Origin of the sequence: Enterococcus sp. 12C11_DIV0727, from assembly GCF_002148425.2 — a bacterium.
Classification (GTDB): Bacteria; Bacillota; Bacilli; order Lactobacillales; family Enterococcaceae; genus Enterococcus_L; species Enterococcus_L lemimoniae.
In genome coordinates this window covers 2,428,524-2,447,612 of sequence record NZ_CP147248.1, presented here as the reverse complement: position 1 = coordinate 2,447,612, position 19,089 = coordinate 2,428,524, and the positions used below count along the sequence as shown (strand labels likewise).

13 protein-coding genes, 8 tRNA genes and 2 rRNA genes are annotated in these 19,089 nt (G+C 40.1%); 4 read left to right on the top strand and 19 right to left on the bottom strand.

Annotated features, from left to right (window positions below; genetic code table 11):
- Positions 1–43 precede the first annotated feature (43 nt).
- The 4 genes from menA to pplA form a co-directional block, all read right to left on the bottom strand.
- The gene (gene menA / locus A5866_RS11590; protein ID WP_086277564.1) at positions 44–997 is read right to left on the bottom strand and encodes a 1,4-dihydroxy-2-naphthoate polyprenyltransferase; all 954 of its coding nucleotides are present in this window, start codon (positions 995–997) and stop codon (positions 44–46) included.
- An 11-nt stretch (positions 998–1,008) separates the two neighbouring features.
- On the bottom strand, positions 1,009–2,088 hold the full coding sequence (locus A5866_RS11585) for an FAD:protein FMN transferase (protein WP_086277566.1): 1,080 nt from the start codon (positions 2,086–2,088) through the stop codon (positions 1,009–1,011).
- Positions 2,089–2,181: 93 nt separating this feature from the next.
- Positions 2,182–2,478, bottom strand: coding sequence for a hypothetical protein (locus A5866_RS11580; protein ID WP_140335148.1), 297 nt, complete (start codon positions 2,476–2,478; stop codon positions 2,182–2,184).
- A 32-nt stretch (positions 2,479–2,510) separates the two neighbouring features.
- On the bottom strand, positions 2,511–3,440 hold the full coding sequence (gene pplA, locus A5866_RS11575; RefSeq protein ID WP_086445322.1) for an extracellular electron transfer flavoprotein PplA: 930 nt from the start codon (positions 3,438–3,440) through the stop codon (positions 2,511–2,513).
- Positions 3,441–3,708: 268 nt separating this feature from the next.
- Here pplA and A5866_RS11570 point away from each other — a divergent pair, with 268 nt between their 5' ends.
- The 4 genes from A5866_RS11570 (at position 3,709) to A5866_RS11555 (ending at position 7,751) form a co-directional block, all read left to right on the top strand.
- Complete coding sequence (locus tag A5866_RS11570; RefSeq protein ID WP_086445323.1) at positions 3,709–5,616, top strand: NAD(P)/FAD-dependent oxidoreductase; 1,908 nt, start codon at positions 3,709–3,711, stop codon at positions 5,614–5,616.
- Between the two features lie 109 nt (positions 5,617–5,725).
- Positions 5,726–6,148, top strand: a complete 423-nt coding sequence (locus tag A5866_RS11565; RefSeq protein WP_086277571.1) for a NusG domain II-containing protein — start codon at positions 5,726–5,728, stop codon at positions 6,146–6,148.
- Between the two features lie 16 nt (positions 6,149–6,164).
- Positions 6,165–6,725 (top strand): Gx transporter family protein, encoded by a 561-nt coding sequence (locus A5866_RS11560; RefSeq protein WP_086277572.1) that lies wholly within the window; start codon positions 6,165–6,167, stop codon positions 6,723–6,725.
- A 39-nt stretch (positions 6,726–6,764) separates the two neighbouring features.
- Entirely contained in the window at positions 6,765–7,751 is a 987-nt protein-coding gene (locus tag A5866_RS11555; RefSeq protein WP_086277574.1) for a polyprenyl synthetase family protein, read from the top strand.
- 40 nt (positions 7,752–7,791) lie between these two features.
- On the opposite strand, the gene gor is transcribed toward A5866_RS11555, so the two are convergent.
- The 15 genes from gor to A5866_RS11480 all read right to left on the bottom strand — a co-directional run bounded on the left by gor (position 7,792) and on the right by A5866_RS11480 (position 18,811).
- Positions 7,792–9,144: a glutathione-disulfide reductase gene (gor, locus tag A5866_RS11550; RefSeq protein WP_086277575.1), complete on the bottom strand. Its 1,353-nt coding sequence runs from the start codon at positions 9,142–9,144 to the stop codon at positions 7,792–7,794.
- Positions 9,145–9,209: 65 nt separating this feature from the next.
- The gene (locus A5866_RS11545; protein ID WP_086277577.1) at positions 9,210–10,451 is read right to left on the bottom strand and encodes a peptidase U32 family protein; all 1,242 of its coding nucleotides are present in this window, start codon (positions 10,449–10,451) and stop codon (positions 9,210–9,212) included.
- A gap of 14 nt (positions 10,452–10,465) precedes the next feature.
- On the bottom strand, positions 10,466–11,386 hold the full coding sequence (locus tag A5866_RS11540) for a peptidase U32 family protein (RefSeq protein ID WP_086445324.1): 921 nt from the start codon (positions 11,384–11,386) through the stop codon (positions 10,466–10,468).
- Positions 11,387–11,759: 373 nt separating this feature from the next.
- Positions 11,760–14,249 carry an ATP-dependent Clp protease ATP-binding subunit gene (locus tag A5866_RS11535; RefSeq protein WP_086445325.1) on the bottom strand — a complete coding sequence of 830 codons (2,490 nt, stop codon included), beginning with the start codon at positions 14,247–14,249 and terminating at the stop codon, positions 11,760–11,762.
- A 4-nt stretch (positions 14,250–14,253) separates the two neighbouring features.
- Positions 14,254–14,721, bottom strand: coding sequence for a CtsR family transcriptional regulator (locus A5866_RS11530; protein WP_086277583.1), 468 nt, complete (start codon positions 14,719–14,721; stop codon positions 14,254–14,256).
- Positions 14,722–14,885: 164 nt separating this feature from the next.
- Positions 14,886–14,959, bottom strand: a tRNA-Pro gene (locus tag A5866_RS11525).
- A gap of 84 nt (positions 14,960–15,043) precedes the next feature.
- Positions 15,044–15,117, bottom strand: a tRNA-Arg gene (locus tag A5866_RS11520).
- A gap of 30 nt (positions 15,118–15,147) precedes the next feature.
- A tRNA-Leu gene (locus A5866_RS11515) sits at positions 15,148–15,233 on the bottom strand.
- 10 nt (positions 15,234–15,243) lie between these two features.
- A tRNA-Gly gene (locus A5866_RS11510) sits at positions 15,244–15,315 on the bottom strand.
- Between the two features lie 8 nt (positions 15,316–15,323).
- A tRNA-Thr gene (locus tag A5866_RS11505) sits at positions 15,324–15,396 on the bottom strand.
- 31 nt (positions 15,397–15,427) lie between these two features.
- Positions 15,428–15,509: transfer RNA gene (locus A5866_RS11500), tRNA-Leu, on the bottom strand.
- Positions 15,510–15,521: 12 nt separating this feature from the next.
- A tRNA-Lys gene (locus tag A5866_RS11495) sits at positions 15,522–15,594 on the bottom strand.
- Positions 15,595–15,600: 6 nt separating this feature from the next.
- Positions 15,601–15,673 (bottom strand) — tRNA-Val (locus A5866_RS11490).
- A gap of 14 nt (positions 15,674–15,687) precedes the next feature.
- Positions 15,688–15,803: ribosomal RNA gene (rrf, locus tag A5866_RS11485) — 5S ribosomal RNA — on the bottom strand.
- A 96-nt stretch (positions 15,804–15,899) separates the two neighbouring features.
- A 23S ribosomal RNA gene (locus tag A5866_RS11480) occupies positions 15,900–18,811 on the bottom strand.
- Between the last annotated feature and the right edge of the window lie 278 nt (positions 18,812–19,089).

The following is a 19,089-nucleotide window of genomic DNA, read 5'->3' as shown; positions in this document are numbered from 1 at the left end:
AGGAAGCAGAGTCGTTGTTGGTTACTGCTTCCTTCTTTTTTATTTAAATTTTTTCTAAAATAATCGTTAAGAATAACCCTAGTAAATAGCTACCGTTAAATGCTAATAGATTTTTTATCGAATAGCCAAAACTTTTTGGATGAGGCAACTCTTTTTTAAATGACTGAAGATTTTTCCAAACAGTTGGCAGTGATAAAAATACAGTCAAAATCGGCCAGTGATATACGCCCAATGGCCACCCAATCAAAACAACTGCATAGCAGGCTAATATCAATAGTTGAAATAATATCACACCATGCTCTCGACCAATATAATAAACCAACGTATAACGATGATTTTCAATATCCGTGTCTAAATCTCTCAGGTTATTTGCCAACATGATATTGGCAATCGTGAAGACCATCGGCAAAGAGGCCCAAATGATCGCTAGAACTGCCCACAAATTCCCTGTCAAGGCAAATGTTCCACGACCCCAATCGAGCAATAGATAAAATGGTCGTTTATCTTGAACATTTAAATAGATCGTCATCGCAAAAATCCCAAGTCCCATTGTAAATCCACTGAAAACCTCACCTAACGGCATCCGCGATAACGGAATTGGTCCAAACGTATAAAAAATTCCGATAAAACAACACACGCCGCCCATTACCAAGAACAGCCAACCTGTTTGAACCGTTAAAAAGATCCCGATCACAGCGGAAAAAGCAACCATTCCAAAGATCATATTTCTCACAAGAACTGGTGCGATCCCAGAGCTACCAATAATATTCTCTTCATATTTGTATACTTCAGATTTTGCTTTTTTAAAGTCCATATAATTATTTATTGCTGTCGTAGCCATATCAAAAACAACCATTCCTATGAAAAATAAAACTGTGTAGCCTAACTGAAACTCTTGGAAATAAGCAAGCGAAAATAACACCCCAACTGCAAAAGGAAATAGACTCGCTAATTTAGTCTGAATTTCCACAACCTGCAAAAATACTTTCAAAGACATATTCGTTCTCCTTATTTCAGGTCTTTACGATCACCCAATGTATAACCTGAATCTTTTCCTAACTCAAAAACCTTTTCAATATCTTTACTTACAAATACGGTATCCTCTTTTGTAACAAAAATCACATCAACATCTTTCAAGCCTTCAGCGTACTCTAAACCTTTTTTGACCCCCATTGAAAATACAGCTGTTGAAAGTCCATCGCCATCGATCGATTCCTTCGTGATCACAGTGACACCTGCGATATCATTATCGAAAGGATAACCTGTTTTAGGGTCAAATAAATGATGGTATTTTTTACCATCTACTTCTAAAAAGCGCTCATAAATACCAGAAGTTACTAATGTTTTATCGCTTTCTTGAATCGTTCCGACTACTGTATTACGGGCTTTGTTAGGATCTTGTATTCCTACATTCCAGTCCATATCTTTACCACGAGGGCTATGTCCTAGCACATAAACATTTCCACCTAAATCCACAATTGCAGTCGTTACGCCATTATCTTTCAAAACTTTCACGACTTCATCTGTAATAAACCCTTTGGCGATTGCACCTAGATCAAGTTGCATTCCTTTTTCTTCAAGATAGACCGTTTTATCTTCATCATTTAATTTTACTTTATGATAATCAACTAATTTTAACGCTTGATCGATTTCTTCTTGTGAAGGTTTACGAGCATCATCAAAGCCAATATGCCATAATTGTGTGATTGGACCGATTGCCATATCAAAACCACCGGAAGAGTCTTCACTATATTCATATGCTCGTTTCAATAATGGGTAGATATCATCAGAGACTTTGACTGGTTTGATCCCAGCTTGTTCGTTGATTTCATCGATTTCAGACCCTTTTTCGTTGACTGTGATTTTATCGCCTAGTTCTTTCACTCTGGCAAAGGCTTTTTCTAATACCTCTTCTTTGCCGTCATCATAGATTCTCACTTGTACATAAGTTCCTAATAGCGATTGCTGATCTGAATAAGGTTCTTTGTTGATTTTGGTTTCTTCCTTCTTATCTTTTGAGTTACATCCTGCCAAAACAGCTAAAAATAGTACTGTCATTAAGATGATCAGTGATTTTTTGTTTTTCATCGTATCCCTCTTTCTACATAGAAAAATTGTCTTATTTATAGTAGCGCTTTTTCGCTTGAATGGAAAGGATTTTCTATCTGTTATTGGTGCGGTTTAGTGAAATGAATGCAGTGATTTGTTTGGACTTTTGGTATTTGCGGCTCCTTGCAGTCGCCTTGGACTGTTTTCATCATCTGCTCTGGCAGAGCCTGTTGGGCTATTCTTTTGACCGACATTTACTTTTCTAGATACAGTTACCTCTGTTTTTTTGTGAGTTAAGCATTGGGTGATTCCTAGTACGGTTACTTCTCTCCCTTCGGTCGCCAAGTACTGTTCATCATCTGCTCTGGGTAGCAATCGCAGTGATTCACAGCAAAAAGCAGAATTCAGAGCAATCTCTGAATTCTGCACACATATCTTTTTTGTTTTACTTATGTGAAAAATTATTTTTTCATTACAATGTTGTCTACAACGATTTCATTAGTGTCGCCTTTTTCAGCAGCATTCACTAATTGTTCAGCGTAGATTACGAATGAGTGAGAACTGTGAGTTGCACCAGTTACTACTTCTACGTTTGCAGCTGAACCGTCTTTTTCGTTCATTGCTTTCACTAATTCTTCGTTTAAAGTTTTAATGTATTCAGCTGGGCCTACGCCTGATTTGTCTTTCATGTTTTTGTTGTAGTCAGCGTCATCTTTTTTAGATTTGCCTTCGTCATTCACATTATCGTAGTTAGATTCAGTTACTTTACCATCTTTTACAACGATTGAAAATTCAGTGTGGTAGCCATTTGAATTATTTTTTTCTTTCAATGTATACGTACCATCTTTAAGATCAGCACCATTGTCGATTTCGATTGTTTTAGTATCGCCAGCTTGAGCTGCTTGAATCAATTGTTGTGCATAGTTTTGGAATGATTCACTTGAGTGAGTCGCACCAGTTACTACTTCTACACCATCAGCGCTTTGTGCTTTAACAAAAGAATCATTTAATTCTTTGATGTATTCAGCTGGGCCTACGCCTGATTTGTCTTTCATATTTTTTTCGTAGTCTTTATCATCTGCTTTTGATTTACCATCAGCATTGATATTATCATATTTAGATTCAGTGATTTTGCCGTCTTTAACAGTCATTTCAAATGTTGCACGGTAACCATTAGATTCATTTTTTTCTTCTAATTTATAAGTACCATCTTGTAAATCTGCACCAGCTTCTTTTTCTGCTACTGTAGAAGATTCAGCTGTTTTTGATGTTGCAGTAGTTGATTCAGAAGATTTCGCTGTGTCTTTTTTTTGATCTGATCCACATGCTGCTAGTAAAAGAGATGAAAGTGCGATAGCTGTGAAGCCCTTTACAATTTTGTTCATTTTCATTTTTGTTCACCTTTTCCTTTTCTTAAACATTCACAATTTTTTGTTTGTGATATAATTTACATTCTATAGAAATTTCCAATTATGTCAATTAAAGTTATAAAAGAAAGACAAAATTTTACCCGTTTTTCACGGCTTTTTAATAAAAAAAATTTATTTCCTATATTTAAGAATTGTTATTAGACAAAACCTAAAAATGGCTATATAATGAATTCGATTGTGTAATTATTATCATTTTTCATTTCATTTATTTTTAAGGAGCGGATTATCAATGACAAAACAAAAAATTGTCGTTGTGGGAGCTGGTTATGCTGGAGTTTCAGCTACTAAATTTTTAGCCAAAAAATTGAAAAAAGATTCTGACGTTGAGATTACTTTAATTGATCGTCATTCTTACCACACCATGATGACTGAGTTGCACGAAGTAGCCGGAGGACGTGTTGAGCCTTCAGCGATTCAGTACGATCTACAACGTTTATTCTCACGTAAAAAGAATGTCACTCTTGTAACTGACACTGTAACTGGTATCGATAAAGACAAAAAAGTTGTTCAAACAGAGTTAGGTTCTTATGAATTTGACCAATTGATCATCGGTATGGGTGGCGAGCCAAATGATTTTGGTACCCCTGGGGTTAAAGAACATGGTTTTACTCTATGGTCTTTTGAAAACTCTCTGAAAATTCGTGAACATATCTTGGAAACAGTTGAAAAAGCAGCAATCGAACCAGATCCAGAAGTTCGTAAAGCGATGTTGACATTTGTTGTCTGTGGTTCAGGATTTACTGGTATTGAAATGGTCGGCGAATTGATCGACTGGAAAGATCGTCTTGCAAAAGAATTTAAACTTGACCCTAATGAATTTACTTTAATGGTCGTTGAAGCAATGCCAACAATCTTAAACATGCTTTCTCGTAATGATGCAGCGAAAGCTGAACGTTACTTAGAGAAGAAAAATGTGAAATTGTTGCTTAACGCACCAATCGTTGAAGTAGCTGCAGATCATATCAAATTAAAAGATGGTTCTACAGTTCCAACACACACATTGATCTGGACTGCTGGTGTCAAAGCGACTTCTGACGCTGCTGACTTCGGTTTAGAATCAGCTCGTGGCAATCGTTTGATTGCCAATGAATACATGCAAGCGAAAGGCTACGAAGATAAAAACATTTATATCGTTGGTGACTTGGTTTATTACGAAGAATTCCCTGAAACACCGACACCACAAATCGTTCAAGCTGCTGAACAAACTGGTCACACAGCTGCTGCAAATATCGTAGCGGACATCAAAGGCAGTGAAAAACACAAATTCAAAGGAAATTATCAAGGATTTATGGTTTCTATTGGCGCTAAATGGGGTGTCGCAAACTTATTTGATAAAATTCATCTTAGCGGTTTCCTAGCGATCATCATGAAACACATCGTTAACTTGAAATATTTCTTTGATATTCGTTCTGGTTACTATATGTTCCAATATATTATGCATGAGTTCTTCCATATTAAAGACGATCGTAATGTAACACGTGGACATTCTTCTCGTTATGGTAATGTTTTATGGAGCGTTCCTTTACGTGTATTCTACGGTATGGTTTGGTTAGTCGAATCGATGAAGAAAATTGTCGGTACTGGCGATTACTTGAACCCGAGCACTTGGTTTGGTGATGGTTCATGGTTTACTGATAAAGTTGCCTTCCCATTCCCTTGGTTACAAGAACAAGTAACAACAGGTGCATCTGCTGCAGGTGGTGGCGCTGAGGCAACTGAAACGACAGCTAAAGCTGCTCAATTCGGTTTAAGCTATGCCTATGGTGAAGAGCCAATGCAAGTCTTCGATCATATGCCTAAATGGTTTGAAAGTGTTATGAAATTCATGATGCCTAACCAAGAAGTCGCATTGTTCATGCAAAAATTTATGACAATCGTTGAAGTCTTGATTGCTTTAGCGTTGATCGCTGGATTATTCACTTGGTTAAGTAGTGCTGCAACAATTGGTTTAACCATTGCATTCTGTTTATCAGGCATGTTCTATTGGGTAAACATTTGGTTTATCTTTGTAGCCTTCGCTTTAATGAATGGTTCTGGACGTGCGCTTGGTTTAGACCGCTGGGTTATCCCTTGGGTTCAACGTACACTAGGTAAATGGTGGTACGGAACACCTAAGTCCAGATATGGCAGTAAATAATTACTTTTTATAGTAAAAATCTAAGAGAGTTCTAGGTTTGCTCCTAGAACTTTCTTTTCTCATTATGATAGAATATAAGAAAATAAACACTACAAGGGAGAGGATAGAAATGGACATTAAAGAATTTGTCAAAAAAAGCTATATACGTCCGTGGGATATTGTGATCATTGTTTTCTTGATTCTCAGTTCTTTCTTGCCCCTTGCAGTATTTAGCATGCAAAACACAGCACAAGATGACGCGACAAAACAAGCAGTACTAAAAGTGGACGGTGAAGTAATCAAAGTCTTCGATTTAAAAGAAGGCGGCCCCACATATACGTACAAATACGAGGACTCTGATGGAGACTATAACTTGATCGAAGTCAGTGGTGATAAAATCCGCATGGTAGAATCAAATTGCGGAGATCAAATTTGCGTACAACGAGGTTGGATATCTAAAGCAGGAGAAACACCTATTGCCTGCTTGCCCCATAATTTATTCATCACAGTTGAGGCTTCTGATGGGAGTGAGGATGGCAGTTTGATTTATTAAACACTGTCAGTATATTATGAGTAAATTACAAAAAAACATCTATATTTCCATGTTAGTCGCACAGGGTGTGATCATTGGATTGATTGAAAATATGATTCCTTATCCTTTTGCTTTTGCCCCTGGTGCTAAACTAGGACTGGCTAATCTAATTACCATCATTGCTATTTTTACAATGCGAAAAAGAGATAGTTTCTTTTTGGTCTGTATGCGTCTAATTTTAACGACACTGCTTGGCGGAACGATTTCCACTTTCTTTTATAGTGCCAGTGGTGCCTTACTTAGCTATTTAGGGATGCTACTCATCATGCAATTAGGTCCTAAACGCGTCAGTATTATTGGAATTAGTGCGGCAGGTGGATTTTTACACAATGTTGGGCAATTATTAACCACTTGTTTCTTTGCTCAATCATGGGCTCCTATGCTTTATCTGCCTTTCCTTTCTTTTTTCGGCTTATTATCCGGAATTGCAATCGGGATTGCAGCAAATTACCTACTGCGCCATGTTCAAACTCTACGCCAATTTCAGCTAAATTACGAATCAACGACCAAACATAAATGGAGCCAATATTTTCAATAATATTTTATTCTGACTGAGTACAATCAAAGGAGTCATCTTATGAACATTCATCCCATGTGGAAAAAATATCCTGAACTAGCAAAAGAATTAAACAACACGTTAAAATTGATGGAAAATAGTGTTGCTCTAAAAAATAAAGATGTCGAAGATGCAGTCATGTCGATGATTCATTCCGGCGGTAAGTTACTTCGTCCAGCTTATCAGCTTTTATTTTCACAGTTTGGCGAAAAAAGAGAACCCAAAAAGGCTGTTGCTTTAGCGGCAGCGATTGAATTATTGCACACTGCAACATTGATTCATGACGATATCGTAGACGATGCTGATATCAGACGTAGTTTACCAACTATTCGTTCTCAGTTTGGCAATAGCACAGCTGTTTATGCGGGTGATTATTTGTTTGTCAGCTGTTTTAAGTTACTTGCTGACTACTCTTCTTCTTTAAAAAGTATCCAGTTAAATTCACGGAGTATGGAAAAAATATTAAGTGGTGAACTGGGACAAATGGATAATCGTTATAATCTTGATATGACGATTAATCAATACTTAGAAAATATTTCTGGTAAAACTGCTGAACTTTTTTCACTAAGTTGCTTTGTTGGAGCTTATGAAAGTGGAACAACTGAACGTTTTGCTAAAAATTGCGGAAAAATCGGTGAAAACATTGGGATTGCTTTTCAAATTATAGATGACGTTTTAGATTATACCCAAAGTCCAGAACAAATCGGAAAACCTGTGTTGGAGGATGTCCGTCAGGGAATCTATTCATTGCCGCTTTTATATGCGTTAGAAGAAGGACGAGACACCCTACTTCCTTATTTGAAAAAAGGTGAAACATTAACTGACTCTGAAACAAATAAAATCTATGAATTGGTTCATTCATTTGGTGGAGTTGAGAAAGCCCAAAAGCTTGCACAAAAATATACGCAGCAAGCTTTAAAAGGTATTCAGAAGCTACCTGAAACTCCCTCTAAAGCTAAAAATGAGCTCTTGGAAATCACACAAGCCATTCTTGCACGAACAAATTAAAAAACACGGATAAAACGTTTGACGTTTTATCCGTGTTTTTTTATCTCATCGTTACAAATTCTTCCGAACCTGTCGGGTGAATTGCCACAGTATTATCAAAATCTTTTTTCGTAGCCCCCATTTTGATTGCTACTGCAAAACCTTGCAACATTTCATCAACCCCTAAGCCAATCCCATGCAATCCAACAATTTTCTCCTCTTCGCCGACACACACTAGTTTCATATCGCATTTTTGACGATACTCACCTAAAGCAAAATACATTGGTGTAAAAGTCGATTGATAAATTTTGATATTTTCATCCCCATATTTCTCTTCGGCTTCTTTTTCAGTTAAACCAACTGTAGCAATTGTTGGGTGCGTAAAGACCACAGTTGGAATTGTTTCATAATCTAAATACTCATTTTCTTTTCCGTTGAATAAACGCTCTGATAATCTTCTTCCTGCGGCAATCGCCACGGGTGTTAAATCGATTTTGCCAATCACATCGCCAACAGCATAAATACCAGTTTGTGTTGTATTCTGGAATTTATCCACTTTTACATAGCCTTGGTCTGTCAGCTCAACATGTGTATTTTCTAGCCCTAACGTATCTGTATTAGGTTGACGACCAGTTCCAAATACAATACTATCAGCCGTGATTTTAGTTCCGTTTTCAAAAGTGATCATCAATTCTCCTGATTCAAACTTTTCAATCGAACGAGGAGTTGAATGAGGATAAATATGCATGCCATCTTCAGCATAATGCTCAACTACTTTTTCTGATAACATTTCATCGAAACCTCGTAATGGACGGTCTTTTCTAAATGCCCAATGTGTCTCAGATCCTAATCCGTGAATGGTTCCAGCAAGTTCAGCAGCTATGTAACCTGCTCCAACAAAGACTACTCGTTTTGGTAATTCTTCTAAAGCAAAAAATCCATTAGAATCGATTGCATATTCTTCACCTGGAATTCCTAATTTTTTAGGTCGTCCACCAGTTGCAATCAAAATATTAGGAGCTGTAAAACATTCGCCTCCTGCTTCGACTGTGTGATCATCAACAAACGTTGCATACTCTGCTAAAACTTCTACATTATTACTATCTAACCCACGATGGTAAGCCGCATGTAGATTATCAATGTACGCCTCACGATTTTGAACGAGCTTTTTAAAACTGAAGGACTTGACCTCTACATCCATTCCATACCCTGCTGTATCTCGTTTTATCATTTCCATCATTGAACTTGCTTGCCACATCACCTTTTTAGGTACACAACCAACATTCACACAAGTTCCGCCAATATCAGCCGCTTCGATCAATAAAACCTTAGCCCCATGCATCCCGGCACGATTAGCAGAAGCAATTCCACCACTGCCACCGCCGATTACGATATAATCATATTGTTTTGCCATTGTTCACTTATCCTTTCTGCAATGAAAGGGACAAGCTGTAACAGCCAATCCCTCAATCAAAATATTTATTTCTTTTTACGAATCATATCACCAACTGCTACTGGTTCTTCAACTGGCATTGTTAAAATCATCATTGGATTTGGTGCTCGATCAATTGACTCGTTCTCTTCATTATACATAACATCTACTGTTTGATGGAAGTGTTTGAACCCAGGACCGTAAAATTCAATTTCGTCGCCTACACTAAAATGATTTCTTTGACGAATCGTTGCGACTTTCGTTTCGGGATCATACGCCATCACTTCCCCGATAAATTTATATTGTGGGATCTTGCGACGTTCTCCAAATAACTGTTCTTCATCGGTTGGTACATGGTAATAAAAGCCAGTTGAAAGCTCTCTTTGCGCGACTTTCCAAAGCTCATCGATCCATTCTTGTTTGCACTCATAATTTTCAGGATCTTCCATATACGTATCAACCGCTTTTTTGTAAACATTCGCTACTGTAGAAACGTAGTGAATTGACTTCATTCGGCCTTCGATTTTAAAGCTATCAACACCATTTTGGATCAATTCAGGAATATGTTGGATCATCGCCATATCCACCGCACTCATTGAAAATTCTTCTTCCACTTCACCTTTATCAGTCAAACTTGTACGTTCAGCGCCAAAAGGCATATCATAAAGTTCGTATTTCCAACGACAAGATTGTGAACAACCACCACGATTCGCATCCCGCATCGACATATGATTAGACAACGTACATCTACCAGAATAAGAAATACACATTGCCCCATGAATAAACGCTTCAATTTCCACATCTGTATTTTTGCGGATTTCTGCGACTTCGTCCATAGATACTTCACGCGCTAAAACCACACGTTCTAATCCTTCGTTTTTCCAAAACTCTAATGTTTCATAGTTGGTAGCTGATGCTTGTGTAGATAAATGGATCGGCAAGCCTGGCGCTTCCGCTGCACAAATTTCAATCAAAGCTGGATCAGAAACAATGACTGCTGAAATCCCAACATCACGAATTTCTCTGAAAAAGTCTCCTGCTCCTTCTTGATTTCCTTCATGTGTAACCATATTTGCTGCCACATAAACTTTTGCCCCATGTTCGTTGGCAAACGCTACACCTTCGATCATGTCTTCTTTTGTAAAATTCCCGGCACGGCTACGTAATCCATAAGCATTACCACCAATGTAGACTGCATCTGCACCGTAGTGAATAGCTGTTTTTAGTTTTTCTAGCGTCCCTGCGGGTGCTAAGACCTCAGGACGCTTCAGTGTTCGTTCGTTTGTCATATGTTTTTTTCTCCTTACTTTATCTCGTCTGGATCTAAATCAAAGAACCCGATATCTAAACCACGATTTTCTGGGTGAAGAGCTTCTATTTGTTCAATTGCCACTTGTGCTTGCTCACTCGACCAAAGTTCGGCTTCTATTTTTTCCTTAGCATCTGCAAATAGTTCCGCTACTTTTACGAAATTTTCTCCAGGCGCATAAATACCATCAAGCTTCCACTTTGTGTAATTATGTTCATGAAGTTTGTCTAGCTCACCAATTAAATTGACATCATTATCTGCAAAAATATGAGTACCATGACTGTCTTCATAAATGGAATAGTGTGTTTCTTCCTTTTTAGGCTCGGATATAAATAGCCCACGCTCTTTACTAGCGGATTCATCATTTTTAGTAAAATTATAGTAATTTTGCAACAATGGACGTTTTGATTGATGAATACATGTAGCGCCATATACAAGGACTTCAGCTGGAACCATCAAATTATCCTTCATTGCTTTCATTTCTTCAAAAGGAACTTCACGAGCCAAAACTGCACCGATCGATCCACGTTTTGCCCAGAAATTAATTTGACGAGAGCTAGTTACTAAGGTTTCTCCATCATAAATATATGGAATGTCAATCCCGTCACGTTGTAAAACAAATACTACCCCTGGATCTCCAACAGTTATTTGATCTACGTTGATTTCTTGCAAAAAAGTCAAATACTCCGGGACCTGCTTCATTTTTTCTGGATGCATGATCCCGTTTAACGCAACAGTCACTTTTTTCCCAGCATGATGGGCCTTTTCTGTAATAATACGCTGTTCTTCACGAGAAAATGACGTTGGCAAGCGCAACCCGAACATCTCTTCTCCAATGTATAAAGTATCTACCCCTACTGCTAATAACGCCTCCGCTTGTTCAACAGATTCAGCAGTCGCAATAAGTTCTATCATTTTGTATCCTCCTTTAAAAGCTAAATGGGCTCGTTTAGCTCTGACTGAAAAATAGGAAATAGGGAAGGTTGTGTTTTTTGCCACCATTCATATTTATCTTTTTTCTGAAGAGCTAGCCCATGAAGCTAAATATCTTAAAAGCTGAACAGACTCATCCAATCCTTTACAAATTCATCTAACAACAATACTTTTATCTTTTTACACAGTCTTCTTACAACTGTTTTATAGTAGCACAGGTTCACAAACTTTCCAATAGGCTCTCTTTATTTTAACGATCATTTTTCACAAAATAAAGAGTATTATTTATGTCTATTTAAGAAAAAAAGCTGTACAAAACAGATTCGTTTTGCACAGCGAATTATTGATTTTAAATTTAAATTGTTTGTAACATCTGTTCAAGTTTAGGCGATTTAACGTTTAATGTTATTTTTCCTTTACTTGCTCCAATCGTCACTTTATCCCCAAGATGGATTTGACCTGAAAGTAATGCTTCGCTTAAACGGTCTTCTACTTCTTTTTGCAAAGCTCTACGAATTGGGCGTGCGCCGTATTCCGGGTCGAAGCCAACTTTTCCAATCACTTCAATCGCAGCTGCTGTGATTTTCACATTAACATCTTGTTCCCGTAAGCGTTGAACAATTGATTTACTCATGATTTTCACGATTTCGTGAATTTCTTCCTGATCTAATGAACGGAAGACAACTGTTTCATCTACACGATTCAAAAATTCTGGACGGAATGCTTTTTTCAGTTCTTCCATGATCCGTTTTTGCATTGCACCGTAATCTTTCGTTAGATCCTGAACATTGAAACCAACATTTTTTTCATCACGAATCGCCGTTGCGCCAATGTTTGATGTCATAATCAAAATTGTATTTCTAAAGTCTACTTTTCGTCCTTTAGAATCTGTTAAGTGACCATCGTCTAACACTTGTAACAAGATATTGAAGACATCAGGATGCGCTTTTTCTACCTCATCCAGTAAAATAACAGAATACGGTTTTTGGCGAATTTTTTCAGTTAATTGGCCGCCTTCTTCATATCCCACATAACCTGGAGGAGAACCAATCAAACGACTGGTGCTATATTTTTCCATAAACTCAGACATATCTACCCGAACAAGGGCATCTTCGCTACCAAACATTGTTTCAGCTAAAGCTTTTGCTAATTCCGTTTTCCCTACACCTGTTGGGCCTAAAAACATAAACGAACCAATTGGTCGGTTTGGATCTTTCAAACCACTACGAGCTCTACGAATCGCACGCGACACAGCTTGAACTGCTTCGTCCTGACCAACTACTCGATGATGTAAAATACTTTCCAATTCAAGCAGTCGTTCACTTTCCTTTTTCTCTAATTGCTGTAAAGGCACGCCTGTCCATTGTGATACCACATTAGCAACATCTTCTTCTGTTACCCGATTAGCATAACCAGACGCTTCTTTTTGTTCTAATAATAAAATATTCTCTAATTTACGTGCCAATTTTTTCTCTTTTTGACGTAACCTAGCAGCACTTTCAAATGACTGAGCTTGAATTGCTGCTTCTTTTTCTTCAACTAAACGAGCAATTTCCAAGCGCAAATTATTGATTTCAGAAGGTTCGTCGGCTAAATCCAAACGAACTTTTGCTGAAGACTCATCCATCAAATCAATTGCTTTGTCTGGTAACTGACGAGAATTGATATAGCGTACAGATAATTGAACCGCTGCATGTAGCGCATCATCTGTAATCTCCACACCATGATGTTCTTCATAACGAGAACGTAAACCTTTTAGAATCTCTTCTGCTTCCTCTGGTGTTGGTTCATCAACTTGCACACGGGCAAAACGTCGTTCTAAAGCAGAATCTTTTTCGATATACTTTTGATATTCATCTAATGTTGTTGCACCGATTGTTTGCAATTCACCTCTTGCAAGTGCTGGTTTTAATATATTTGATGCATCGATTGCGCCTTCAGCACCACCTGCACCAATCAAAGTGTGCAATTCATCAATAAATAAAATGACTTCGCCATCTTGATAAATCTCATCGATCACCTTTTTGAGCCGATCTTCAAACTCTCCACGATACTTAGTACCAGCTACTAAAGCGCCCATATCTAACATCATCAAGCGTTTTTCTTGCATATCTTCTGGCACTTCACCATTGACGATTTTTTGAGCTAACCCTTCAGCAATCGCTGTTTTACCAACGCCAGGTTCTCCAACTAAAACAGGGTTATTTTTTGTACGACGGCTTAAAATTTGAATCAAACGTCTAACTTCTTGTGAACGTCCAACTACTGGATCAAGATTTTTTTCACGAGCTAATTTTGTTAAATCACGTGCTAAAGAATCTAATGTTGGCGTTCCTTTTGGTGCTGCTTTTTGAGCTTGATTATTTCTTCGACGTCCTACATTACCACTCATTTGTGGATCTGTTATACCAATTTTTTTCATTAAAAGCTGGCGCATTTTGGATAAACTTAAGCCCAGATTCAATAAAATACGTGATGCTAGTATATCTTCATCTCTTAATAACCCTAATAAAATATGTTCTGTACCAATATTTGGTGCACCTAAACGCTTGGCTTCATCACCAGCATATGCAAAAATTTGCTTTGCACGAGGAGAATAAGGCAAGTATGAACCTTTAGGATAGGCTTTTACAGTACCATAACCCGTCAAGTGTTCGATTTCTTCACGAATATCGTTTTTATCAGCATTCAACTGGCGCAATGATTTCCCAGCAATTCCATTTGGCTCCAAAACTAATGCCAATAGCAAATGCTCTGATCCAACAGATTGATGCCTAAAATATTTTGCTTCTTCTTGTGCAATGGCTAAGACTGCCTTGGCACTTTCTGTAAATAATTCATCCATATTATCATTCCTCCTCGTAACTCAAACGTTCTAAAAATGAATGCATCAATTGAGCACGTAAATAATCTTCATTTGATCCTGCTTTGCCTAGAACTTGTTTTCCAAGAACTGACAACATCAGGTTTCCTTCTCTTTTGGTGATCACTTCTTCTTCGTACAACTTTTGTATAAAAATCAGTGCATCTTTTTCTGAAAGTTCATTGCCTGTAAACTGAGCAATCTGTTTTAACAATTGATCACTATCAGAAATTTGAACCTTGGCGATTCGAATGTAACCACCGCCACCACGTTTACTTTCAACAGAATAGCCGCGTTGAATTGTAAAGCGTGTATTGATAACATAATTAATCTGGGATGGAACACAATTGAATAAATGAGCCATTTCGGCTCTGCGAATCTCAATTTTACTGCTCTCTTCAAGAATCTTCTTTAGATATGCTTCTATTAAATCCGAAGTATTTTGATTACTCATCACACTCATCCTTTTCCCTTGACTAATACTGACCTTAATTATACATAACTTCAACTGTTTAATAAAGGAGAATGCCTAATTTGATAAGAAAAAGTAAATATAGATAACGCATTGGGTATTTCATTAGAACAAAAAAGAACAGAGCAATTACTCTGTTCTTTCAATCGGGAAGACAGGATTCGAACCTGCGACCCCTTGGTCCCAAACCAAGTGCTCTACCAAGCTGAGCTACTTCCCGTAGCTATAATAATAAAAAAAGACTAAACGCTTAAAAGGAACGAATACACATTACCTTCTAATCCGCAGTCAAACCTATCAACTATGCACCCAAAGGGAGTCGAACCCCTAACCTCTTGATTCGTAGTCAAGCACTCTATCCAGTTGAGCTATGGGTGCTACATGTCATACATCTGTATGTCACTGCAATGCCGAGGACCGGAATCGAACCGGTACGGTGATCACTCACCGCAGGATTTTAAGTCCTGTGCGTCTGCCAGTTCCGCCACCCCGGCGAACAAGCTAAGCGGAAAACGGGGTTCGAACCCGCGACCCCCACCTTGGCAAGGTGGTGCTCTACCACTGAGCTATTTCCGCAATTTGGATGCCGGCTAAAGGATTTGAACCCTCGACCCTCTGATTACAAATCAGATGCTCTACCAACTGAGCTAAGCCGGCGTATTCGCCAAGTATTAAACGAGACTAAAAATGCGGGTGAAGGGACTTGAACCCCCACGCCGTAAGGCGCTAGATCCTAAATCTAGTGCGTCTGCCAATTCCGCCACACCCGCAAAATATTCCTATGAGCCGTGCAGGGCTCGAACCTGCGACCCTCTGATTAAAAGTCAGATGCTCTACCAACTGAGCTAACGGCTCAAAAAATGGAGGTTGACGGGATCGAACCGCCGACCCCCTGCTTGTAAGGCAGGTGCTCTCCCAGCTGAGCTAAACCTCCAAGACAACACTTTAGCGTGGCGACGTCCTACTCTCACAAAGGGAAACCCTTCACTACAATCGGCGCTAAGAAGCTTAACTTCTGTGTTCGGCATGGGAACAGGTGTATCCTTCTCGCTATCGCCACCACACTGGGTGTTGTTACTATTAAGTTGAGTGATTATTCACTCAAAACTGGATTGAAGTAGTAATCAAACATTCCGAAAATACTTTTTTATTTCGTTTCTTTGGTTAAGTCCTCGACCGATTAGTATTGGTCCGCTCCGTACATCACTGCACTTCCACTTCCAACCTATCTACCTGATCATCTCTCAGGGGTCTTACTTTCTTAAAGAAATGGGAAATCTCATCTTGAGGTGGGCTTCACACTTAGATGCTTTCAGCGTTTATCCCTTCCCTACATAGCTACCCAGCAATGCCCTTGGCAGAACAACTGGTACACCAGCGGTAAGTCCATCCCGGTCCTCTCGTACTAAGGACAGCTCCTCTCAAATTTCCAACGCCCGCGACGGATAGGGACCGAACTGTCTCACGACGTTCTGAACCCAGCTCGCGTGCCGCTTTAATGGGCGAACAGCCCAACCCTTGGGACCGACTACAGCCCCAGGATGCGACGAGCCGACATCGAGGTGCCAAACCTCCCCGTCGATGTGGACTCTTGGGGGAGATAAGCCTGTTATCCCCAGGGTAGCTTTTATCCGTTGAGCGATGGCCCTTCCATGCGGAACCACCGGATCACTAAGCCCGACTTTCGTCCCTGCTCGACTTGTAAGTCTCGCAGTCAAGCTCCCTTCTGCCTTTACACTCTGCGAATGATTTCCAACCATTCTGAGGGAACCTTTGGGCGCCTCCGTTACCTTTTAGGAGGCGACCGCCCCAGTCAAACTGCCCACCTGACACTGTCTCCCACCACGATAAGTGGTGCGGGTTAGAGGGTTCATAACACAAGGGTAGTATCCCACCAGCGCCTCCTCCGAAACTAGCGTTCCGGATTCATCGGCTCCTACCTATCCTGTACATGTGGTACAAACACTCAATATCAAGCTACAGTAAAGCTCCATGGGGTCTTTCCGTCCTGTCGCGGGTAACCTGCATCTTCACAGGTACTAAAATTTCACCGAGTCTCTCGTTGAGACAGTGCCCAAATCGTTACGCCTTTCGTGCGGGTCGGAACTTACCCGACAAGGAATTTCGCTACCTTAGGACCGTTATAGTTACGGCCGCCGTTTACTGGGGCTTCAATTCTGAGCTTCGCCGAAGCTAACCCATCCTCTTAACCTTCCAGCACCGGGCAGGCGTCAGCCCCTATACTTCATCTTTCGATTTTGCAGAGACCTGTGTTTTTGATAAACAGTCGCTTGGGCCTATTCACTGCGGCTGACCGAAGTCAGCACCCCTTCTCCCGAAGTTACGGGGTCATTTTGCCGAGTTCCTTAACGAGAGTTCGCTCGCTCACCTTAGGATACTCTCCTCGACTACCTGTGTCGGTTTACGGTACGGGCAGTTGTTTTCTCACTAGAAGCTTTTCTTGACAGTGTGACATCAGGAACTTCGGTACTATTATTTCCCTCCCCATCACAGCTTGTCCGTAAAGAGTAAAGCATTTGACTCTACTCAAGACTTACTGCTTGGACATGCACTTCCAGTCGCATGCATTCCTTAGCCTCCTGCGTCCCTCCATTGCTCAAACAAAAACAACTGGTACAGGAATATCAACCTGTTGTCCATCGCCTACGCCTATCGGCCTCGGCTTAGGTCCCGACTAACCCTGGGCGGACGAGCCTTCCCCAGGAAACCTTAGTCATACGGTGGACGGGATTCTCACCCGTCTTTCGCTACTCATACCGGCATTCTCACTTCTAAGCGCTCCAGCCGTCCTCACGATCGACCTTCAACGCCCTTAGAACGCTCTCCTACCATTACACCAGAGGTGTAATCCACAGCTTCGGTAAACTATTTAGCCCCGGTACATTTTCGGCGCAGGGTCACTCGACTAGTGAGCTATTACGCACTCTTTAAATGGTGGCTGCTTCTGAGCCAACATCCTAGTTGTCTGTGCAACCCCACATCCTTTTCCACTTAATAGTTATTTTGGGACCTTAGCTGGTGGTCTGGGCTGTTTCCCTTTCGACTACGGATCTTATCACTCGCAGTCTGACTCCCGGATATAAATGAATGGCATTCGGAGTTTATCTGAATTCGGTAACCCGAGATGGGCCCCTAGTCCAAACAGTGCTCTACCTCCATCATTCTTAATTCCGAGGCTAGCCCTAAAGCTATTTCGGAGAGAACCAGCTATCTCCAAGTTCGTTTGGAATTTCTCCGCTACCCACAGCTCATCCCCGCACTTTTCAACGTACGTGGGTTCGGTCCTCCAGTGCGTTTTACCACACCTTCAACCTGGCCATGGGTAGATCACATGGTTTCGGGTCTACGACTACATACTCATTCGCCCTATTCAGACTCGCTTTCGCTGCGGCTCCGGCTCTTCACCTTAACCTCGCATGCAATCGTAACTCGCCGGTTCATTCTACAAAAGGCACGCCATCACCCATTAACGGGCTTTGACTTGTTGTAGGCACACGGTTTCAGGATCTATTTCACTCCCCTTCCGGGGTGCTTTTCACCTTTCCCTCACGGTACTGGTTCACTATCGGTCATTAGGGAGTATTTAGCCTTGCGGGATGGTCCCCGCGGATTCCGACGGAATTTCTCGTGTTCCGCCGTACTCAGGATCCTCCTAGGTGTTGCCAACATTTCGTCTACGGGGCTATTACCCACTTTGGCGAACCTTTCCAGGTTCTTCGACTATCTTGACAGACTACCATAACGGAGTCCTACAACCCCAACAAGCAAGCTTGTTGGTTTGGGCTCTTCCCGTTTCGCTCGCCGCTACTCAGGGAATCGAATTTTCTTTCTCTTCCTGCAGGTACTTAGATGTTTCAGTTCTCTGCGTCTACCTCTATCCAGCTATGTATTCACTGAATAGTAACATCCTATAAAAGATGCTGGGTTTCCCCATTCGGAAATCTCTGGATCATAGCTCACTTACAGCTCCCCAAAGCATATCGGTGTTAGTCCCGTCCTTCATCGGCTCCTAATGCCAAGGCATCCACCGTGCGCCCTTATTCACTTAACCTTACGATCTTACGATCGGTTTTGTTTGGTTCGTTTCTCTAGCGATAGAGGCGTGACCAATAAAATAAGCATTCGAACTATTTTACTTAAAAAACTCATTCAACGCGGTGTTCTCGGTTTGTTTTGATTACTTTTTTACTTCAATATCCAGTTTTCAATGAACAATTCGTTTGAGAGAATCATATAATAAGAAAGAAAATCCAATGATTAACTTCTTCTATAAGAGTAAACCTCTCAAAACTGAACAAAGTAGCGACGAATGTGTAAGTTTCCGTAATA